This window comes from Burkholderia sp. Bp8998 (genome assembly GCF_003854235.1).
Taxonomy (GTDB): domain Bacteria; phylum Pseudomonadota; class Gammaproteobacteria; order Burkholderiales; family Burkholderiaceae; genus Burkholderia.
Genome location: NZ_QTQF01000009.1, coordinates 122,402 through 142,217 on the forward strand (window position 1 = coordinate 122,402; position 19,816 = coordinate 142,217).

The following is a 19,816-nucleotide window of genomic DNA, read 5'->3' on the forward strand; positions in this document are numbered from 1 at the left end:
GCGCCGCCACATCAAGCCAGCTCGGGATACCCTTGCGCGGCCGCGTCCCGCGCGAAGCGGGCAATCGTGTCGTATGCGCCCGGCGGCAGGCGCTCGAATCCCTTCAGCCGCAGGACGTGCGCCCGTTCCGGATCGGCCGCGACCGCGTGATCGAGCGCATCCTGCAACGCCTCTACGCGCTCTCCTTCCAGCGCCTTCGACGCAATCAGCGGCAACCCCGGCGCCGACGCCGTCATGCCGATGATCCGGATCTCGTTCAACCACTCGGGCAGCGCGTCGCGCACATACGCGAAGGTCACGCAGTCGATCGCCGCGCAATCGGCTTCGCCGGCCGCCAGCGCGCGCAGCACGTTCAGGTGCGAGCCGAACGACACGACCGAACCGAAGAAACGTCCGCCATGCGCATGCGGCGCGACCGCATGCCGGAACGCGTTCATCCCGCTGTGCGAATCCGCGCCGTTGAATGCGGCCCGCAATCCGCGACAGGCAGCCAGCGTCGTCGCGCCGCCCGCATGCACGCGCGCCGACACGACCAGCACGCTGCTGTAGCGGGCGCCGTCGCAGCCGGGCGCATCGAAGGCCGGCGTCGCAATCAAGTGCACGGCATCGCGCAATCCGAGCATCCGGTACGGATAACCGCACGTCTGCGACAGCAGCAGGTCGTCGCGCCGCCACAGCGCGTGCAGATCCCCGAACGGCTCGTCGAGCAGCGCGACACCGGCAGGCCCGCCGGTACGCGCGAACGCGTCGAGCGCATCACGCAGCAGCGCGCGCCACAGTGCGGCGTGGCGCGGCGTCACGTTGTACATCGGCAGTCCGGCGATCCATGGGTTCATACGGGCATTCTACGCATCGGTGGCGCCTTGGAGAAAGCCCGTTCGCTTGCGCTTCGGCGGGGTCCGGCGCACGGCGGGGGCGGTCAATGCTTATCGGCGGGACAGCGATAAGCAAATGCGAATTGCTTGGTTGGCCTGGCTACGCGGCCCGGTTAGCGTTCGAGTGTCGCGATGCCGTCTCATGCCGCTTGAGCGGCTGGCCGCAAGCCGCGACGCATGCCGGCCAATCGCATCGTGCCCCGTACGGGCGCGATCATCCGCTACCCGCATCGCCTGTTTCATCCCGCCCCAGCACCATGGCCGAATACTTCGACGTCGACCACGCCCGCGCGATTGCCGCGCTCGACGCCCGCTTCACTGCCCGCACCGAGTGGCCGACCTGGCTGCTGGTCGTCGCGATCTACGGCGGCTGGCTCGCCGTGCTGCTGCTCGTGCGTGCCGAGCGCCTGTCGCTCGCGGCCGCGACGCCGCCGCTGATCCTGCTCGGCGCGTGGCACCTGTCGCTGCAGCATGAGCTGCTGCACGGCCATCCAACGCGTTCCGCGTTCGTGAACCGGCTGCTCGGCTATCCGCCGCTGACGATCTGGTATCCGTACACGCTCTATCGCAACACGCACCTCGACCATCACCGCGACGAGGACCTGACCGTGCCGGGCGTCGACCCGGAAACGAACTACGTGTCGCGCGAGCAATGGGCGCGGCTGCCGCGTTGGCGTCGCGCGCTGACGGTTGCGCGCACCACCTTCGCCGGACGTCTCGTGATCGGGCCGCCGACCAGCATCGCCGCAATGTTCGCCGACGCGTTCGCCGCGTTCCGGCGCGGCGACTTCCGCCATCTGCGGATGTGGCTGATGCACGCCGCCTGCGTGGTCGCGCTGCTCGCATGGCTGCAGTGGGCGATCGGCGTGCCGTGGTGGTACTACCTGCTGGCGGTCACGTGGCCCGCGCTGTCGCTCGCGATGATCCGTTCGCTGTACGAGCATCGCGCCGCGCGGCATCCGAAGGCGCGCATCGTGATCAACGAGGCCGGCTTCGCGATGCGGCTGCTGTACCTGAACAACAACTATCACCTCGTGCATCACGACCTGCCGAAGCTGCCGTGGTACGACCTGCCGCGCGCATACCGGATGCGACGCGACGCGTATGCGGAGAAATGCGGCGGCTTCGTGATTCGCGGCGGGTATCGCGAACTGCTGGCGCGCCATGCGTGGACGCCGACCGACACGCCCGTGCATCCGTACGACCAGGGCACGGCGTCGCTGTCGACCGGCAGCGGTGCGAAGGTCGCCGCGGTCGACGGGTATCTCCAGATCAGTACCTAGCATACGATCGGGCGCGCTTCGCCGTGAAGCCGCCCGATTCGGCGACGCACGCACAAGGCCGCACCGCCACCCCACGCGCATTTCTTACGAAACGCCGACAACACCGATCGTGATCGGCGAATTGCCAATTCCGCCGGCAGTGCCCAGAATGACGGCTCGACCGGGGCTTCCAACAATCATTCGCCCCGACTCAGCCTCCCGGCCGCGCGCCGCACTCCCCTACGACGATGCAACCGAACACCTCGCCCGGCGCGATCCGCTCGATCGGCAACGACTGGTCCGTCTCCGCGGTCACCGCGGGCTTTCTCGCGGTGCTGATTTCCTACGCGGGCCCGCTCGCGATCTTCTTCCAGGCATCGCAGGCCGCACATGCGTCCAACGAGATGGTGGCGTCGTGGGTCTGGGCGATCTCGATCGGCGCGGGCGTGTCGGGCCTGTTCGCGAGCTGGAAACTGAAGGTGCCGATCGTGACCGCGTGGTCGGCGCCCGGCACCGCGCTGCTCGTCGGCCTCTTTCCGCAGCTGACGCTGAACCAGGCCGTCGGCGCGTACATCACGGCCGCGCTGATCATCCTCGTGATCGGCATCACCGGCTATTTCGACCGGCTCGTGCGCCATATTCCGCGCGGCATCGCCTGCGGGATGATGGCCGGCATCCTGCTGCCGTTCGGCATGCGTGCGTTCTCCGCCGCGACCGCACAGCCGGTGCTCGGATTCGGGATGATCGCGGCATACGTGATCTTCAAGCGCCTGCTGCCGCGCTACAGCATCGTGCTCGTGCTGCTGACGGGCGCCGCGCTCGCGACGCTGCTCGGCATGGCGCATCTCGGCAACGTGTCGCCGAGCATCGCGCGGCCGATCTTCATCGCGCCCGAATGGACGCTCGGCACCACGCTCAGCCTCGCGCTGCCGCTCGTCGTCGTCAGTCTCACCGGCCAGTTCCTGCCGGGGATGACGATCCTGCGCGTGTCGGGCTATCACACGCCCGCGCGGCCCATCATCACCGCGACCAGCGTGATGTCGCTCGTCGTCGCGTGCTTCGGCGGGATCACGATCGTCGTCGCGGCGATCACCGCGGCGCTCTGCACCGGCAAGGACTCGCACGAGGATCCGGACCGGCGCTACATCGCGGGCATCGCGAACGGCCTGATCTACCTGATCGGTGGGCTCTTCGCGGGGACGATCGTCACGCTGTTCTTCGCGCTGCCGAAGGCCTTCGTCGCGATCCTCGCGGGGCTCGCGCTGATCGGTGCGATCGGCGCGAACGTGCACGGGATCTTCGAGGACGACGCGCATCGCGAGGCATCGGTGATCACGTTCCTCGCGACCGCATCGGGGATGACGTGGCTCGGGCTCGGCTCCGCGTTCTGGGGGATCGTGATCGGGTCGGTCGCGTATGTCGTGACGAGCCGGGTGCGGCGGGCAGCGTAACGCGCGTCGCGCGCCTTTTCAGCCGCCACGTCGCTCACCGCGCATGCTCGCGCACCAGCGTCGCGAATGCCTGCGCCGGTGTCGTCGTGCCATACACGCGCTCCGACACGCCGGCCTCGACATCGATCTGCCCCGCGTTGTGCACGTCATAGAGATCGACGATCAGTTGCGCATGACGCTCGCTGAGCCCCGCGCGCAACAGCGTCGCGGTCCATGCGTCGCGCGGCAGTTCGCGCGCGACGATCTCGTGGTCCGCGACCGCACCGAGCGTATCCGCGATGTCCCGCACGCTCATCCGCCGCGGCCCTTCGATGCTGACGATACGCGGCCCGTTGCCGGTTTCGGCGGAATCGGGCAGCAGCCGCGCCGCCGCGACACCGACATCGGGTGCCCACACCGTCGGAAACACCTTGTCGACCGGATGGTGAAAGCTCGGCAGCACGCCGGTTGCGAATGCGACGGGCAGCACGCGTGTCCAGTTCTGCAGGTGTTCGGCCGAGCGCAGCAGCGTGAGCCGCGTCGGAACTGTCCTCAGCCTTTCTTCAAGACCATGAAAGAGCCGCGTGATGCCCGTGTTGCCGTCACGCTCCGCGCCGTAGTCCGACAGCGCGAGCAGCGCCGGCGGCGGATTCGCGACGAGCGCGCCGGTCACGATGTCGATCGTTCGCTCCATCGTTGCCGCCGGGTCGCTGTCGGCGACCGGCACCGGGCACAGCATCTGCACGGCTTGCGCGCCGTCGATCGCCGCGGCAACCGCGTGGGCGTCCGTCAGGTCGGCGATCGCGACGTCGCAGCCGAGTTGAGCGAAGCGTTCACGCCGGCGTGCGTCGCGCAGCACCGCGCGCACGGGATGGCCTGCCTGGCGCAAGGTCGTTACAGTCGACAGTCCGACGTTGCCTGATGCTCCGAAGATCACGAACACGATCCGCTCCCGGGGGATGAAGGTGCAGTGATTGTCGGCACGCGCGGCCGTGACGGCGCGCAAGGATGGATGAAGTGAACAGGAAAGGATGACGGGATGCACGTGCTAACACACCCACGATGACAAACCTCGCATCATCGCAATGGATAGCGGCAGCATGTCGGCTTCCATCTATCTGAACGACATCCGCCGACTGCCATGAGTGGTACAGGCCGGGAAGCCAGCGACCTACGCTCAAGCAGGTTGAAAAAAGCGCTCTACGGTTTCGCCTTGATCGTGGCCAGCACAATTTGTGATTGGCTGACCCACATCGCCGTCAGGTTGCAGCGATGGTGAACCAGCGACATGATCGTCGAGTAGTCCTGCAACAGATTGCGGGTAAAGATCGGTTCGTGATGGGCGATGCGATTGCGCAGCTTCCGAATGTCTTCGAGCTGACCGTAGATCATCTGCCGATGTGCGGCCACCGAAGTGCTCGCGTCGAGATTCGGAAATACTCGGCGCAGGTGGGGATCCCAAAGACGGGTATCGTTACGAACGGTGAACATCTTCTGCCAAAACACGAACTTGAGTTCCGGGATCACCTTTCCTACCGTCGTCACTCCCTGTCGAGCGGACGTGAGGTCATTCCACTGACTGTATCCGGTTCGTGACCGTGGAAGGCTTCGCTCGAAACCAGGCGACCAGGGCCATCGCGGCCCATACACGGCTTCGAGCACATCGGAAACGGCGTTGCGAACTGCGACCTCGCATACGTGCAACACGGGCAGTAATGCCCCCGACACGGCTGCATTCCACGCGTATAGCTGCAGCGATGCCATGTCTTGGTCATTTGATGGGCGTGCAACTGCGTCGAATGTCGCCATCCGCGGGCGCGACAGCGCGGCGGTGACGGCATCGATGACATCCTTGTTGTTTGACATCACTTTTGGATTTGGATACTATCGGCCTCACTAGCTACGGGATTCGCGGGCGAAAGCCTCCCCCCGTGGACAGACGATAGTATCGAAGAAACCCGCTCCGTGCGGGTTTTTTCATTTCCCGACCCCATTTCTGAGAGCCGTCTGGCTTGGCGCTCATCGCCCCAGCCGCAGAACAAAAGCGCCCGTAGGCTCGGCTTGCTCACTGACGTGGTTAGCCTGCGCTGCGGGGGAACGGACGAAGCTCTGCTGCCAATATCCGCGGTCGAATTACTACGTTCCGGGGCTGGGATAAGCCACGCAACGAATCGAACACTGCGGCCGCAACGCCACGCCACGCCGCATCCACCCGGTTACACTCCGCTCCCACCGTCCTCGCCGTCATAAGCGAGCCGCAGCCCGCCCCGCGCCGCCGACCGCACGATCTCCGTCGGTGTCACGCCCAGCACGCGATTCATCCAGTTCGCCATGTGGCTCTGATGCGCAAACCCGGCTTCGAGCGCGATCTGGCTGATGCTGAGCCGGCCTTCGAGCAGCAACGCCTTCGCACGCTCGACCCGGCGCCGCACCACATACTGATGCACCGGCATCCCGAGCGTCTCGCGAAACAGCACCTTGAAATGCGGCACGCTGATCGACACGAGCGCCGCAAGCTCGGCAAGCGTCATCCGGCGTTCGAGGTTGGCCTCGACATAGTCGATCACGCGCGCCGCCGCTTTCGGCGCAAGCGTACGCCGGCGCTCGCGAAACGCCGGCGGGCTGTCGACCAGCCGCGCGACGAGCGCCGTGCACAGGCTCTCCGCATAGAGCGGGTCCGACGCGTCTTCCGCTTCGAGTTCGGCGGCCATCGCCCACGCGATGTGCTGCAGGCGCGGATCGCGCACCTGCAGCCGCCGGCGGATCTGCGCCTGCGACGGCTTCAGCTCGAGTTGCTCGAACGTGCGCCGCACGAACGTGTCGCTGAGCGCGACGTGCAGGATCCGGCAGTCGGCACTGTCGGTCCACTGGCCCGGCAGGCCGGCAGGAATCACGTCGATGTCTCCGTGGGCCTGGATGCGCGACACGCGTTCGCCGTCGCACACGCAATCCGCGCGCACCGGCGAGCCGATATGCACGCCGATGCGGTGATGCTCGGCGGCCGGGATCCGGTACGTGCCCGCGCGAATCTCCAGCAGCGACGCACCGAAGCCGCGCCAGCCAAGCCCGCGGCTGGAGCGCAGGCTGACCGGCACGCCGTTGTCGGTCGGCGCCGCGAGAATCGGATCGCTCATGGTTCCCCTCCACCAGATCGGGTGTCGAACGCGCATTGTGACGCTTTTCCGGGCCGCTTGCCGGGCTTGCATGGCGATGCCCGCGCCGAGCGGAAAAGGATCATCCGTTTCTGCTCCCGCCCATCCTTGCATGCGCGCCGGCGGGCGCCGCGCCGCTTACGATGGCGTCATCCGACACCTACGGAGACCGTCATGCCCCATTACTGCCCGCAACGCGCGGCGCTTACACCCGCTTCGCCGTCCCGCGCCGCCAGCCGTCCTGTCCGCCCCGCTCCCCGCAACGATCGGACCACCCTCGCCGCGCAATGCCTGCGCATGATCGGCTGGTACCGGCTCGAACGGCTGCTCGCGTCGATTCCCGACAGCAACGACGACTTCGGGATCGTTTGACCGCCGCAACACACGGCAACACACGGCACGCACACACCGCCCTCGTCCGCCTACTTGCGCCGCCGCTCGTGCGGCGCCACCGTCGCGCCGTCGATCACCGGCGCGCCCTGCTTGATCAGGAAGTCGCGGAACAACCCCGTCACCTGCGAGATCCGCCGGTCGGCGAGCGTGACCACATACCATTCGCGCTCGATCGGGTTGCCGGGAAACGGCAGTTGCCCGAGCAGCCCCGTGCGCAACTCGAGTGCACACGCGTGCAACGACAGGAACGCGACGCCGAGCCCCGCTTCGGCCATCTGCTTGATCGCCTCGTTGCTCGACAGTTCGGAGCCCACATGGAAACGATGGCCGGCCGTCTTGAACAGGCTCTCGACAGTCGAGCGCGTGCCCGCGCCGCGTTCGCGCACGAGCAGGTGCGCGGATTCGAGATCCTTCAGCGCGACGCGCTTGCGCTGCATCAGCGGATGGCCGGGCGCCGCGACGAACACCATCGGATGCTTCGCGAACTCGACCGCGTGCGTGCGCAGCTCCTTCGGCGCGCTGCCCATCACCGCGAGATCGATTTCATGCGTCGCGAGCATGCGGATGATGTCGTCGCGATTGCCGACCTTGAAATAGGTCTTCACGTGCGGACGCGTCGCAGTGAATTTCACCAGCAGCGGCGGGATCAGATACTCGGCCGTCGTGATCGCGCCGATCCGCAGCGTGCCGCCGAGATCGCCCGTCAGCGCGGCCACTTCGTCGCCGGCTTCGCTCCACAGATGCAGGATCTCGCGCGCATAGCGCGACACGATTTCACCGGCCGCGGTCAGCTGCACGCCGCGCCCCACCCGCTGCAGCAGCGCGGCGCCCACCGCATCCTCGAGCAGGCGAACCTGCAGCGACACGGCCGGCTGCGTCAGGTTCAGCTCCTCGGCCGCGCGCGACACGCTGCCGAGCCGCGCGATCATGTCCAGCGCCTTCAGCTGCCGGAACGTCGCGGTCTTTCCTATAAGTGAATACATATGAGTCGCTTATAAACATTAAATTGTTCGCGTAGGTTCAAAACTATATCGTCGGTTCTTGAGCAATGTCATCCGAATCGTCATCAGCGGGAGCCACAACATGGACACCATCACGCCTACCCTTGCAACGGATCGCGCACCGCGCGTGCCGCGCATCGTGATCGTCGGCGGCGGCGCCGGCGGCCTGCAGCTCGCCACGCGCCTCGGCGACACGGTCGGCCGCCGCGGCCAGGCCGACGTCGTGCTCGTCGACCGCTACCCGACGCACTTCTGGAAGCCGCTGCTGCACGAAGCCGCGTCCGGCCATCGCGATCCGGCGTCGCATACGATCGAATACGCGGCGCAGGCGAAGCGCCACGGCTTCCGGTTCGTGCAGGGCGCGCTGCGGCGGGTCGACCGCACGGCACGCACGGCGACGATCGCGGCGGTGCAGGACGCGGACGGCACGGAGATCCTGCCGCAGCGCGAGCTCGGCTACGACGATCTCGTGCTGGCCGTCGGCAGCGTGACGAACTTCTTCAACGTGCCGGGCGCCGCGCGCCACGCGTTGCCGCTCGAAAACCTCGACCAGGCCGAGGATTTCCGCCGCAAGTTCCTCGCCGCCTGCACGAAGGCGAACCATCTGGCCGAGCAGCAGCCGGCGCGGCGCGCGGCACCGATCTGCATCAACGTGATCGGCGCGGGCGCGACGGGCGTCGAACTGGCCGCGGCGCTGCGCCATGCGATCCAGCAGCTGACGACGTATCGCTTCAAGGCGCTGGTGTCCGCACGCGACGTGCACATCCGGCTGATCGAAGGCGGCCCGCGCATCCTGCCGGCGCTCGACGCCAGGCTGTCGGCCAAGATGCACGCGCAATTGCGTACGCTGAACGTCGACGTGCTGACGGAGACGCGCGTCGCGGAAGTCGGCGCGGATGCGGTCACGACGGCGACCGGCGAGCGGCTCGCAAGCGACATCACGATCTGGGCGGCCGGCGTCGCGGGCCCCGCGATCCTGCGGGAACTGGGCGACATCGCGCTCAACCGGTCGAACCAGGTGATCGTGACCGAGACGCTGCAGACGCCCGACGATCCGCACGTGTACGCGTTCGGCGACTGCGCCGCGTGCCCGTCGGCCGATGCGAGCGGCTTCCTGCCGCCGCGCGCGCAGGTCGCGCACCAGCAGGCCGTGTACCTGGGCGAAGCGCTCGGGCGGCGCCTCGCCGGCAAGCCGGTGGCGGGTTTCACGTTCCGCGACGCGGGCACCGTCGTGTCGCTCGGCCAGGCCGGCGCCGTGTATCAGGCCGACCTGGGCGTGCGTTCGCGCTCGCTGATCGTCGACGGGCTCGCCGCGATCGGGCTGTACAAGTTCCTGTACCGCAAGCACCTGTTCAGCGTGTACGGACTGAAGCGTGCGTTGTTCCAGTCGCTGAGCCACTGGCTGCAAAGCCGTAACCAGCCGTCGATCAAGCTGCATTGATCGCGGACTGCTACGCGGCATCGCAAGACGGCGTATCGGGCACACCTCGCCCGATGCGCCGTTATCTTATCCGCACACATCCGGTGCATTCGTTGCGTGCGCACGTTTGGTGCATCACATTGAAACCCGTCGATGCGGCGCAAATCATCCGCAAAACATCGGATCACACGCATCCCGCGCCGGCATTGGCTCGCCGCCCCATTCATTAGTCGAATCGTATGAGTCCACTATAAATATTAATTGGTCGCAATTTCCGGATCGACGCTAAGGTGTGGGGCATTCCCGTCCGCGAACGGATCGTCACGTCTCAGGAGAGGAATCACCGTGGTCATCGAAGCCATCGTCACCCGTCTCGACGCCGCATTCGCGCAGATCGAAGCGACACCGGATTCGCACGAATCGCGCAACCAGCGCGATGCGATCATCCAGTGGCTCGACAGCGCGTCGGAGCAAGGATATCGACTCGGTCTCGTCACGACGCTGCCGGCCGCCCGGCTCAGCGACATGTTCGAAGGCCAGTTCGGCCGTGCGAACCTCGACCGCTTCTCGGTCGTCGTGACCGACGCGCATCAGCAGGATTCCATATCAAACCAGCATCCGTTCGACGTCGCGCTGCAGGCGCTGGGCGTGCCCCCCGAGCGCGCGGTGGCCGTCGCGAGCAGCGAACCGGAACGCCGCGAAGCCGAGACGTTCGGCCTGTCGCGTTGCGTGCGCATCACCGACACGGTGCGATCGATCGCATCGGCAGGCGTGCACTGACCTGAGTAGCGGCATACGGGCCGGCTATCCGGCGGCGAATCGATCGGGAGGGCAACCTTCCCGCGGATTCACCGCCGCCTGAAAGCGCAACGCAATCAGAAGGAATGGCGCATCCCGATTCGTACGTCCGCCTGCGTCGCGGTCGACGACGGCACGAAACTATAACCGACGACGGCATTCACGCCGCTCGATGCCCGCACGTAATCGCCCGACAGATACACATCGGTTCGTTTCGACAACAGGTAATGAAGGCCGAGCGCACCTTCGTTCCAGTGATGACCTTCGAACGCGGTGTACTGGTAGCCGCCGATGACGCTGAACGATGGCGTCACCTGCCAGGCGGCGCCGCCTTCCGCGACCTTCATTCTCGAGGTCTGCCCGTTCCCCTTGATGGTCGAATACGTGAAGTTGCCCAGCAGGGTCACCTTGCCGATCGCATAGCTGGATCCAATCCCGAACGTTGCCTGCTTGTCGACCGGAAAGGGCGTGTTCGCGTAGAGGTCGGTCACGGCGCCGGTCGCGGCGTCGACGCTGACGGTCGGCTGCCCGAGGAACGTCCGGGTTCCGATCATCAGGTACGGGTCGAACGCATATATCCCGTGCGGATTATTGAGCTGCGTGTACGCGGCGCCGATCGAGAATCGTCCGGCTGCATAGCGCGCACCGGCACTATAGGCACTATTCTGATGGAACGATCCGGCGATCCCGCCGAACGAGTACATGCCGCCGAACTCCAGTCCCGCGAAATTGGCCGACTTGAACTTCACCGAATTCGGCAACCGGTCGCCGTTGAATCGGTCGAAATCGCCCTGGTGGATCGCATATCCGCTCCCCCATCCGGACACGTTGTAGTACGTGACAAACTCCTTCGTCATGTCCAGTTGATTGCCGAACGACAACGTACCCCACTCGTTCCTGAGTCCGACGTACGCCTGACGCCCGAACGCCGCGCCGCCGAAGCCGAGTTGCCCGTTCGCGACGCTGAAGCCGCTTTCCAGCGTGAAGACCGCGGCCAGTCCGCCCCCGAGATCCTCGGTGCCCTTCAGGCCCCAACGGTTTCCGTACGACACGCCGTCGTCGAATTTGACGACGCCGGACCCGCCGGTGTTGCTCACGTACGTGACCCCTGCATCGATGATTCCGTATAGCGTCACGCTGCTCTGCGCGTGCGCCATGCCGCCATACATGGACACCGATAAAGCAAGCATTCCTAATTTATATCCTTTCATCTTCTCCTCCCTGATTTCCTGCGTTTAAATGCGCTCGTACTTCATTGAATGGTCAACTCGTCGCGGGATCGATCGACGGCAAGCAGCCGCGACTCCGGTGTTCACCACCGATCGACCCACCGATCACTGCTTCGCGATGGGCCAGCTCCCGTCGATCACCGGCCCCTTGACGTCACCGAGGTTGAAGGCCTCGTTCGCCTTCAGACGGCCCGCCACGTTCGGCTCGACGAAATGCAGCGCCGCCTGACTGCCCAGTATCATGCCGGCGGCACCGTCGACGAGCAGCGCGGTTCCTTCGGGCAATGCAACGACATGCTCCCCGGGATTGATCGCTAGAAACTCGGCGAGCCGCTCCTCCCGGCTTTCGCCGTTGTGTCCCGGCGGCTTGCCGCTGATAAAATGCGGATTGATCTGGAAATGGATCAGCCCGAGCGCACGCAACGTCGGCGGCTGGACGATCGGCATGTCGTTGGTCGTGCGGATCGTCGGACAGGCGACGTTACCTCCGGCGCTCCAGCCGATATACGGCATGCCGTCGTTCACACGTTCCCGGATGGCGTCGACGATGCGTTCGTCATACAGGCGCTTGAGCAGCGCGAATGTGTTCCCGCCGCCGATCGCGATCGCCTCCGCCCCGGCAATCGCCCGGTGCGGATCCTGCCGGTGAATCGACTCGAATTCGAAGCCGCCCTGCTCGAACGCGGGACGGGCCATCGCTTCGTATGCGTCGTAGGTCGACGTAATGCCGCCGGCGTAGGGCACGAACAGAACCCGCTTCGCGCGCCCCTCCAGCACCAGGTCGATCTGCTCGCGGGCATGGGCGAGATACCCCAACTCACCCACGCGAGAACTGCTCATCAATAGAAGACGCTTCACTTTCCTTCCTCCATTCGAACGCCATGACGGCGAAAAAGGCACGGATGGCATCCGTATTCACAACCATTCGGCGATCACGCCGGCCACCAGCGTATTCGACAGGATCACCGGGCATCCGGCTGCCTGCATCGCACATTCTCGATGGCGCTGCCCGTATCCCATGCAGTCGAGCACCAGCATCTGCGCGCCGCGCGAGCGCAATGCACGCGCGGCGACCGACAAGGCCCGGGTGTCGCCCGCATAGGGTGACGCCGCTTCGTACAAGGCCGGCTTCGACAAGTTTCGCCACTTCGACTTCACCGTTTCGATCTGCTCCCGAAGCGGCACGATGACGCCCACTCGTCCGGATTGCGCCAGCACGCCGACGATCGCAGGAATCATCTTGTCGGGTTCGAACAAGCGCGCCCGCCGGCACGAGAGTCCGTCGAATTCGCCGGTGCACAGCAGCAGGACTGCATCGCATCCCCGCGCGTCGAGCCACGCGAGCTTGTCCTGCATCGCGCTGCCGACAGCCTCCTTGTCGAGCACCAGGGCCGTACCGTCGGCAACGCGTGTCACCAGCGCCGGCGTGTTCACCCGCGGCGCAAAGCGCCGGTCGATTTCCGCGCGCGCGACGCCGTCCAGCACCCCGGCATGAAGGCATGTCACGCCATGCGGCAGCGCGGCCTCGACGACCGACGTGATATCCGTCCTCGGCGCCTGACCGATCGTCAGCGTGGCCAGCATGCAATTGCCCATGGCCGCGTCACTCGACCGGGCGTCGCTGCTGAAGCCGTTCCAGCGAACCGTACAACTCGACGAGGCGGCCGTACTCCGCCGGGTCGTGGAACCGGCATCCGCCCTGGGTGAACGCCTTCGCGACCTCGGTCATGAATCCGACTGCCGATGCGATATCGATTTCATGACTCGCGCCCGTCCCGCAACCCGGCACCATCGCCTCGGTCGAGATCGCGACCCCGACCACCGGCGCCGACGTCGAAATCGACGGCTGCATGATGCTGTTCAGGTGATACACGCCATTCCCGTACGGCGTGATGTCCTGGGTCGTGACCGGAAACGTGACGGGCAGCCTGCCGGTCGCCATTTCCATGATTCGCAGCAGATCTTCCGACACGCGCAGGATATAGCCCTGCTTGACCGTCGGCGAAATCGCGAATCCCTTGTGATTGAGAATCCGGTTGCCTTTCGTCGTATCGACGGAGAGGACCGCGTCCATCTCCGGCATCACTTCATGCGCCTCGATCTGCTCGAACTCGACCGGCGAATCCATGAAGTCGACCGGCTCGTGCGGCTGGGTCGGCGCATCCGGACAGATATGCGTCGTGACGATCACGTCTCCGGCCAATGCGTCGCCCCGCTCGCACATGTTTGCCAGCTTGAGCGCCGTGGCCACCGCCGCTATCGCGCCGTCCGCATCCGACACCAGGCCGAGGCATGCCGGCCGCGCCCCCAGGCCGCCCAACCGCCCGACGATGCCGAGCGTCGGCGCCTGACCACCCGACCGCTTGCCCGCCCGGCCCGGGATCGTGATCCTGACGAAGTCGGTATCGCCCTTCGCCCCCACGAGATGCGTGACCGCGACCTCGATCTCCGGGAACAGCGAGAAGATCTCCCTGATCGTTTGACCCGATGCCCAAGCGCTGTCGAGCGCTTCGAATACCTGAATGGTTTGATGCAAACTCATTTCACTTACCTTGGTTATTTACCGGCCTTGCCCAACGTGACCAGAGGACTGACGAAACTGAACAACGCATCGCCCGCAATGACGCCAGCCGCGAACGTTTCCATGCCGCCGCGGGCCGCCTCGCCGCCCGTGCGCTCGATGACCAGACGCAGCGCGATGCCGATCAACACGGCCCAGCCGGCAAGCGGGCTCGAGATCAGCAGGCCGGTGGCCAGCAACACGCCGATCTGTCGTTTGGGGCCGCCCAGCCATTGCGCAAGCGCCCCGGGAATCGCCCAGATCGCCAGCGACTTCGCGACATCCGCGGCAACGCCTGCCTTGATCGTCGCCACGTAGACCTTCGCGACCGGCGGAATCAGCCCGGCGTGGAAATAGCTGCGATGCGTGAGAAAAACCACCACGATCGAGATCGCGAAGGCCAGCGTCGCCGCGAAGAACTGCTGCTTGCGCCCCTCGATTTCGAAGCGCGCGTTCCGTCCGTGACCGCGCAGGAGAAAGCCGGCTTTCAGGTCGTAGCCCATGTCGGCGAATGCCGGGCCGGTTGCCGCGGAAAAGCCGCACAGCAACGCCAGCGCAATCGGCGGAAAACCGATCAGCATGCCGACCAGCAGCGTGATCAGTGCCACCGCGAATGCCGGGAACCATCCGGAATGCATCGCCGCGATGCCGACGATCAGTTCATGGACGAACGCCGCCAGCGCCGCATACAGCACGAACGCCAGCAACATGCCGGGCGACATTTGCGTGTACAGCCCGCCCAGCACGGCGAGCATGACCGCGATCGAGACGTAGGCGATTGCGCCGAACCGCAGCGACTGACCGAACACGCGGGCATTCCGTTCGGAATCGGCATGCTCGTCCTCCGCGGCATGGCGACCGCGGATGATCATCACGGCCTGCGTCAGCGCGACCACGCCCGCCCCGATCATGATCCCGTGCGGGATATATGCCTTGCCGATGTCGATGCCGAGCATCGGCGCCGAATAACCGCGCACCAGTAAGCCGATGCCGAACATCACAAGCGACCAGGTATTGCCGATGAACGCCGTGCCGAACGCGGACATCGGAATGTTGAACCAGGATCCGATCGCCCCCACCGCCACGCCCGCGCCCAGAAGACGCGCCTGCCGCCCACCCTGGTCTCCGGCCTTGATCGCCTCCGCGGCGGCGATTCCCGGCGGCCATGCGCCCGAGGTGGGGAACAGTTTCGAGCCGAACATCCGATACAGCAGATAGCCGTCGAGCAGCATCGCGAGCGCAGCGCCGGCGAACATCGGCATCACCAGATCGGAACGGCCGAATACATAGGGAATCGCGATGGGCAGCAACAGACTGTTGGCAGCCCCGAACGTTGCGGCGGAAATCGCGCTTTGCGCGAGATTCTGCACATGAATCGACCGGTACCCGGCGAACAGCCGAAGCGGCACGCGCCCCAGCACCATCGCGACGAGCGCGCCGACGATCGACGTGATCGGCGTGACACCGAGGGACGTGACCACTTCGATACCGATGATCGCCCCGACAACACTTAGTAATGCCAATAGAACCGCGTTTGAAAAAGTGAACGCACCCGGATGGACTTCCCGAGACAGGTCTTCATCCGGCATTGTTTTCTCGATTGAGGACATATCCGTTTTCCTTTCGTGGAATATTTTCACGAATGATTAGTCATACTTATTTAGATGAACGCACCGGTATCCGGATCGATTCGGGCAACTCGTCGCCCTCGACCGGATGCCGGACCAACGTCCGTACACGAACGGCGGCGCCTCGTTCGACTCGGGCGCCACGCGTTCGACGCCGTGTCAGGCAGCCGCGGCCGAGCCGGCCGACCAATACGGATCGCCGACGGTGCGGCCGAGCTGGGATGCCTGCTCCCGCGTTATCGCGGCGAGGCGCTCGATCTCCGCCGGGGTACTCATCGTGAGCGGAAACGTCAGGCTGAATGCCAGCGACTCGCCGCTGGAAGGATCGCCGACCGCGCAGCCCACCGCGCCGATCCCCGGCAGCGATTCGTCGAGCGCGACGGAAAAGCCCGTGCGACGCGTTTCCGCGATCCGCCGCAAGAGTTCGTCGACCGTGGCCGGCGCGGCTGGCGAAGCCGGCGGCAGTCCCGCGGCGAACCGGCGCGAGATGGATTCGTCGGTCTCGCGCGCCAGCAGCGCCCGTCCGGTCGAACCGGCCCATGCCGGGCCGCGTTGCCCCGGAAAGGTGACGACCCGCAAAGGATGAACGCCCGGATGAACGCGCAGCACGACGACTTCCTGTTCGTCGAGAACGGAGATGTATCCGGTGTGGCCGGTCTGCTCGCACAATCCGCGCAATGCCTTGTCCATCATGCTCAGCAATGGCGTCGATGCCCGGACCATATGCGCGAGTTCGAGCAGCATCAGGGCCGGGCCGTAGGCGAGCGTCCCGGGATCGCGTTCGAGCAGCCGCTGCTCCGCCATCTGCTTCAGGACGCGCGACGCCGAGCTTTTCGGCATGTCGAGGTGCTGAACGACGTCGCTGACCGTCACCGCCCGTTGCAAGCGGGTCAGAAGCTGGAAGATCGCGCTGGTATTTTCGAGAGAGCCCATTATTGGTTCCGTATTTTGGAACTTAGTTCCACAATAAGAAACATGATGAAGGGCACCTCCCTAGACAACTAGTAGGAATTTCCCGGACGGCACGCCGTGATCCGCTCCCGTTTTTCGGCACGCCCCGGGAATCCCGCACGACGTCGAACCACCGTGCGGGCCATCACGACGGCCGGCTTGCGGGATCGACCCGCGCCGCCGTTACCGCGCAAACCGGACCTGCCGGCGCTTGAGACCGCTCGCGGCCAGCACGATCAGCGATACGCCGCCGATCATCACCGTCGCCAGTGCGTTCATCTCCGGATTCATCCCGAGCCGAACCCGGGAAAACACCACCAGCGGCAACGTGGTCGAACCCGGCCCGGAGAGAAACGCCGACAGAATGAGGTCGTCGAGCGAAATCGTGAACGACAGCAGCCATCCGGACAGGATCGCCTGGAAGATCGCCGGAAGCGTCACGTGAAAGAACGCGGCCACCGGGCCGGCGCCCAGATCGAGCGCGGCCTCCTCGATGGCGACATTCAGTTCCTTCACGCGCGACTGAACGATGACCGCGACGTACGACACGCACAGCACCGTATGCCCGATCGCCATCGTCATCCAGCCGCGCCCGGACGGCCAGCCGAGGCACTGCTCGAGCGCGACGAACAGCAGCAGCAGCGCGATGCCGAGCACCACTTCCGGAATGACGAGCGGCGCATTGATCAGCAGCGAAAACGCGGACCGCCCGCGAAAACGGTTGAAGCGCGCGAGGATGAAGCCCGCCCATGTGCCGATGAGGGCCGACAGGCACGCGGTGCAAAACGCGATCTTCAGCGACAGCCCCGCAGCATGCAGCAGCTCATCGTCGCGCGTCAGCTCGGCATACCATCGCAACGATGCATGGGACCACACGCTTGCCAGCTTCGAATCGTTGAACGAGTACGCGATCACGCTCGCGATCGGAAAGTACAGGAATCCAAATCCGAGCACGAGCACCAGCACGCTCGCCTTGCCAGTCAGTTTCTTCACGCCGCACCTCCACGCTCGCGATTCTGGTAGTGCTGAAATGCGGCGATCGGCACGAGCAGCAACACCATCATCGCGATGGTGATGGCCGCCGCCGCCGGCCAGTCCATATTGTTGAAGAACTCGTCCCACATCAGTCGCCCGATCATCAACGTGTCGGATCCGCCGAGCAATTCGGGGATCACGTATTCGCCGACCGACGGAATGAACACCAGCAGGCTGCCGGCGACGATGCCGTTTCGCGCGAGCGGGATGGTCACGCGAAAGAACGCCTCCACCGGCCCGGCGCCGAGATCGTAGGCCGCCTCGAGCAGACGCATGTCCATCTTCATCAGGTGCGCGCACAACGGCATGACCATGAACGGCAGGTACGAGTACACCATCCCGATGTAGACGCCGATATCGGTGTGATAGAGACGCAGCGGCGATGCGATCAGGCCGACCGCGATCAGCGCGCGGTTGAGTATGCCGTCATCCTTGAGAATGCCGCTCCACGCGTAGACCCGCAGCAGAAACGACGTCCAGAACGGCAACATCACGCCGAGCAGCAGGACGTTCCGGCGCGCCGGCGATGCACGCGATATGCAATACGCGAACGGAAAGCCGAGCACGAGACACAGCGCGGTCGAGATCGCCGCGATCTTCAGCGAACTCAGGTAGGTCGACACGTAGAGACTGTCGGTCAGCACGTTGGCGTAATGCTGCAGGCTCAGTACGATGCGGATCAGCGAGTCCGACACGACGACCGTGTCCGTATAGGGCGGGCTGCGAAGCGCGACGTCCGAAAAGCTGATCTTGAGGACCAGCAGAAACGGAATGGCGAGCACCAGCGCGAGCCAGGCCGACGGCACGGCGATCGCGAGGCTGCGCCGGCTCGGCGCAATCGATCCGAGCCACGTCGGCACGCGTTGCAGCACGACCGGCAACCGGCGCTGTGTCAATGGAATGCGGGTCGTGTTCATGCCGTCAGCACCATCACGTCGTCGGCGCTCCAGCAGACGGAGACTTCCTCTCCCGGAACGGGCGGGCGCTCGCTCGTCCCGCCCGCGACCGGCACATGCGACAGCAACGTCCTGCCGCCCGCAAGCGCGACATGAAAACTCGAATAGTCGCCCATATAGACCGTATCGACGAGCGTGCCGGCCGCGCAGTTGCGGTTCGCGCCCGCCCGGCGCCGCGAGATCCTGACACGGGTCGGCCGGACCGAAACGGCGACCGCCATGCCGGGCGCCCCCGTGATGCCGTGCCCGACGTAGATCTCCGATTCGAGCTGGTCGCAGCGGATCACCGCATGATCCGGGCTGCTTTCCTGCACGATCCCCTCGAGGATGTTGGTCGTGCCGATGAAGCTCGCCGTGAACCGGCAGTTCGGATATTCGTAGACGTCGCGAGGCGTGCCCGTCTGGATAATGTTCCCGCCGCTCATGATCGCGAGGCGATCGGCCATCGCCATGGCCTCCTCCTGGTCGTGCGTCACCATGATGCAGGTCACGCCGACCTTCTCGATGATCTTCACGAGCTCGAGCTGCGTCTGCTGGCGAATCTGCCGATCCAGCGCGGACATCGGCTCGTCGAGCAGCAGGAGCTTCGGCTGCTTTGCCAGCGAGCGCGCCAGCGCGACCCGCTGTTGCTGGCCGCCGGAAAGCTGGTCGGGCCGGCGGTCCGCGAACGAGGCCATCTGCACCAGCTCGAGCATCTGCATGACGCGCTCCTTGCGCGCTTGCCGCGTCATTTTTTCCCATTTCAGGCCGAACGCGACGTTCTGCGCGACGCTCAGATGCGGAAACAGCGCGTACGACTGAAACATCATGTTGACCGGCCGCCGGTACGGCGGACATGCCGTGATGTCCGTGCCGTCGACCAGGATGCGGCCCGAAGTCGGCGCCTCGAAGCCGGCCAGCATGCGCAGCAACGTCGACTTCCCGCATCCGGAGCTGCCCAGCAGCGCGAACAGTTCGCCCTTGCCGACGCAAAGGTCGACTTCCTGAACGGCAACCGCGTCGCCGAACTTCTTGACCAGCTTCTCGATGCGGACGAAACCGGCATCGCTTCGCGCCGGGTCGCTGGTGGTGGGTTGCCGCCGCAACAGCGGTGCGGCATCGGTAAGATTCATGGCTTGCTCGCTTG

At 65.4% G+C, this 19,816-nt stretch carries 19 protein-coding genes and 1 pseudogene; 5 read left to right on the plus strand and 15 right to left on the minus strand.

The annotated features are described in order from the left end of the window. Positions 1-11: 11 nt before the first annotated feature. A complete protein-coding gene (locus DIE06_RS12380; RefSeq protein WP_124661665.1) occupies positions 12-836 on the minus strand; it encodes a phosphate/phosphite/phosphonate ABC transporter substrate-binding protein in 825 nt (274 codons plus the stop codon). Positions 837-1,132: 296 nt separating this feature from the next. Here DIE06_RS12380 and DIE06_RS12385 point away from each other — a divergent pair, with 296 nt between their 5' ends. Together DIE06_RS12385 and DIE06_RS12390 are read left to right on the plus strand one after the other, a co-directional pair. Continuing rightward, the gene (locus DIE06_RS12385; RefSeq protein ID WP_124661666.1) at positions 1,133-2,158 is read left to right on the plus strand and encodes a fatty acid desaturase; all 1,026 of its coding nucleotides are present in this window, start codon (positions 1,133-1,135) and stop codon (positions 2,156-2,158) included. A gap of 227 nt (positions 2,159-2,385) precedes the next feature. After that, a complete protein-coding gene (locus tag DIE06_RS12390) occupies positions 2,386-3,588 on the plus strand; it encodes a benzoate/H(+) symporter BenE family transporter (RefSeq protein ID WP_124661667.1) in 1,203 nt (400 codons plus the stop codon). 34 nt (positions 3,589-3,622) lie between these two features. On the opposite strand, the gene DIE06_RS12395 is transcribed toward DIE06_RS12390, so the two are convergent. From DIE06_RS12395 to DIE06_RS12405, 3 genes are all read right to left on the minus strand, one after another. After that, positions 3,623-4,510, minus strand: a complete 888-nt coding sequence (locus tag DIE06_RS12395) for an NAD(P)H-binding protein (protein WP_124661668.1) — start codon at positions 4,508-4,510, stop codon at positions 3,623-3,625. Between the two features lie 257 nt (positions 4,511-4,767). Then, positions 4,768-5,433, minus strand: a complete 666-nt coding sequence (locus tag DIE06_RS12400; RefSeq protein ID WP_221624049.1) for a hypothetical protein — start codon at positions 5,431-5,433, stop codon at positions 4,768-4,770. 350 nt (positions 5,434-5,783) lie between these two features. Then, positions 5,784-6,701 (minus strand): AraC family transcriptional regulator, encoded by a 918-nt coding sequence (locus tag DIE06_RS12405; protein ID WP_124661669.1) that lies wholly within the window; start codon positions 6,699-6,701, stop codon positions 5,784-5,786. 192 nt (positions 6,702-6,893) lie between these two features. On the opposite strand from DIE06_RS12405, the gene DIE06_RS12410 reads away from it, so the two are divergent. Further along, positions 6,894-7,091 carry a hypothetical protein gene (locus DIE06_RS12410; RefSeq protein ID WP_124661670.1) on the plus strand — a complete coding sequence of 66 codons (198 nt, stop codon included), beginning with the start codon at positions 6,894-6,896 and terminating at the stop codon, positions 7,089-7,091. 50 nt (positions 7,092-7,141) lie between these two features. On the opposite strand, the gene DIE06_RS12415 is transcribed toward DIE06_RS12410, so the two are convergent. Then, complete coding sequence (locus tag DIE06_RS12415; RefSeq protein WP_124661671.1) at positions 7,142-8,095, minus strand: LysR family transcriptional regulator; 954 nt, start codon at positions 8,093-8,095, stop codon at positions 7,142-7,144. Between the two features lie 100 nt (positions 8,096-8,195). Between DIE06_RS12415 and DIE06_RS12420 the strand changes: the two genes are divergently transcribed. Next, on the plus strand, positions 8,196-9,554 hold the full coding sequence (locus DIE06_RS12420) for an NAD(P)/FAD-dependent oxidoreductase (RefSeq protein ID WP_124661672.1): 1,359 nt from the start codon (positions 8,196-8,198) through the stop codon (positions 9,552-9,554). A 324-nt stretch (positions 9,555-9,878) separates the two neighbouring features. After that, positions 9,879-10,313 (plus strand): phosphatase, encoded by a 435-nt coding sequence (locus tag DIE06_RS12425; RefSeq protein ID WP_124661673.1) that lies wholly within the window; start codon positions 9,879-9,881, stop codon positions 10,311-10,313. Between the two features lie 95 nt (positions 10,314-10,408). Here DIE06_RS12425 and DIE06_RS12430 read toward each other — a convergent pair whose 3' ends face one another. The 10 genes and pseudogenes from DIE06_RS12430 to DIE06_RS12470 form a co-directional block, all read right to left on the minus strand. Further along, entirely contained in the window at positions 10,409-11,521 is a 1,113-nt protein-coding gene (locus DIE06_RS12430) for a porin (protein WP_409364498.1), read from the minus strand. A 144-nt stretch (positions 11,522-11,665) separates the two neighbouring features. Next, positions 11,666-12,418, minus strand: coding sequence for a dipeptidase PepE (pepE, locus tag DIE06_RS12435; protein ID WP_409364499.1), 753 nt, complete (start codon positions 12,416-12,418; stop codon positions 11,666-11,668). A gap of 57 nt (positions 12,419-12,475) precedes the next feature. Beyond that, on the minus strand, positions 12,476-13,156 hold the full coding sequence (locus DIE06_RS12440; RefSeq protein ID WP_124661676.1) for an AroM family protein: 681 nt from the start codon (positions 13,154-13,156) through the stop codon (positions 12,476-12,478). 7 nt (positions 13,157-13,163) lie between these two features. Next, the gene (locus DIE06_RS12445; protein ID WP_124661677.1) at positions 13,164-14,102 is read right to left on the minus strand and encodes a DUF1177 domain-containing protein; all 939 of its coding nucleotides are present in this window, start codon (positions 14,100-14,102) and stop codon (positions 13,164-13,166) included. 14 nt (positions 14,103-14,116) lie between these two features. Further along, entirely contained in the window at positions 14,117-15,709 is a 1,593-nt protein-coding gene (locus tag DIE06_RS12450) for an OPT/YSL family transporter (RefSeq protein WP_124661678.1), read from the minus strand. Between the two features lie 198 nt (positions 15,710-15,907). After that, the gene (locus DIE06_RS12455) at positions 15,908-16,492 is read right to left on the minus strand and encodes an IclR family transcriptional regulator (RefSeq protein ID WP_260433605.1); all 585 of its coding nucleotides are present in this window, start codon (positions 16,490-16,492) and stop codon (positions 15,908-15,910) included. Between the two features lie 39 nt (positions 16,493-16,531). Further along, positions 16,532-16,681 (minus strand): annotated as a pseudogene (locus DIE06_RS39540) (helix-turn-helix domain-containing protein); the annotation flags it as partial. Positions 16,682-16,882: 201 nt separating this feature from the next. Beyond that, the gene (locus DIE06_RS12460; protein ID WP_124661680.1) at positions 16,883-17,692 is read right to left on the minus strand and encodes an ABC transporter permease subunit; all 810 of its coding nucleotides are present in this window, start codon (positions 17,690-17,692) and stop codon (positions 16,883-16,885) included. Continuing rightward, positions 17,689-18,651, minus strand: coding sequence for an ABC transporter permease subunit (locus DIE06_RS12465; RefSeq protein ID WP_124661681.1), 963 nt, complete (start codon positions 18,649-18,651; stop codon positions 17,689-17,691). Before DIE06_RS12465 ends, DIE06_RS12460 begins: the two co-directional genes overlap by 4 nt. Further along, positions 18,648-19,802: an ABC transporter ATP-binding protein gene (locus DIE06_RS12470; RefSeq protein WP_124661682.1), complete on the minus strand. Its 1,155-nt coding sequence runs from the start codon at positions 19,800-19,802 to the stop codon at positions 18,648-18,650. The genes DIE06_RS12465 and DIE06_RS12470 overlap by 4 nt, the downstream gene beginning before the upstream one ends. Positions 19,803-19,816 lie beyond the last annotated feature (14 nt).

Coding starts and splice junctions, on each gene's coding strand:
- DIE06_RS12380 (WP_124661665.1), bottom strand. CDS start 836: ATGAACCCATGGATCGCCGGACTGCCGATGTACAACGTGACGCCGCGC.
- DIE06_RS12430 (WP_409364498.1), bottom strand. CDS start 11,521: ATGCTTGCTTTATCGGTGTCCATGTATGGCGGCATGGCGCACGCGCAG.
- DIE06_RS12405 (WP_124661669.1), bottom strand. CDS start 6,701: ATGAGCGATCCGATTCTCGCGGCGCCGACCGACAACGGCGTGCCGGTC.
- DIE06_RS12445 (WP_124661677.1), bottom strand. CDS start 14,102: ATGAGTTTGCATCAAACCATTCAGGTATTCGAAGCGCTCGACAGCGCT.
- DIE06_RS12410 (WP_124661670.1), top strand. CDS start 6,894: ATGCCCCATTACTGCCCGCAACGCGCGGCGCTTACACCCGCTTCGCCG.
- DIE06_RS12390 (WP_124661667.1), top strand. CDS start 2,386: ATGCAACCGAACACCTCGCCCGGCGCGATCCGCTCGATCGGCAACGAC.
- DIE06_RS12455 (WP_260433605.1), bottom strand. CDS start 16,492: ATGCTGCTCGAACTCGCGCATATGGTCCGGGCATCGACGCCATTGCTG.
- DIE06_RS12465 (WP_124661681.1), bottom strand. CDS start 18,651: ATGAACACGACCCGCATTCCATTGACACAGCGCCGGTTGCCGGTCGTG.
- DIE06_RS12420 (WP_124661672.1), top strand. CDS start 8,196: ATGGACACCATCACGCCTACCCTTGCAACGGATCGCGCACCGCGCGTG.
- DIE06_RS12440 (WP_124661676.1), bottom strand. CDS start 13,156: ATGGGCAATTGCATGCTGGCCACGCTGACGATCGGTCAGGCGCCGAGG.
- DIE06_RS12470 (WP_124661682.1), bottom strand. CDS start 19,802: ATGAATCTTACCGATGCCGCACCGCTGTTGCGGCGGCAACCCACCACC.
- DIE06_RS12415 (WP_124661671.1), bottom strand. CDS start 8,095: ATGTATTCACTTATAGGAAAGACCGCGACGTTCCGGCAGCTGAAGGCG.
- DIE06_RS12385 (WP_124661666.1), top strand. CDS start 1,133: ATGGCCGAATACTTCGACGTCGACCACGCCCGCGCGATTGCCGCGCTC.
- DIE06_RS12450 (WP_124661678.1), bottom strand. CDS start 15,709: ATGCCGGATGAAGACCTGTCTCGGGAAGTCCATCCGGGTGCGTTCACT.
- DIE06_RS12400 (WP_221624049.1), bottom strand. CDS start 5,433: ATGTCAAACAACAAGGATGTCATCGATGCCGTCACCGCCGCGCTGTCG.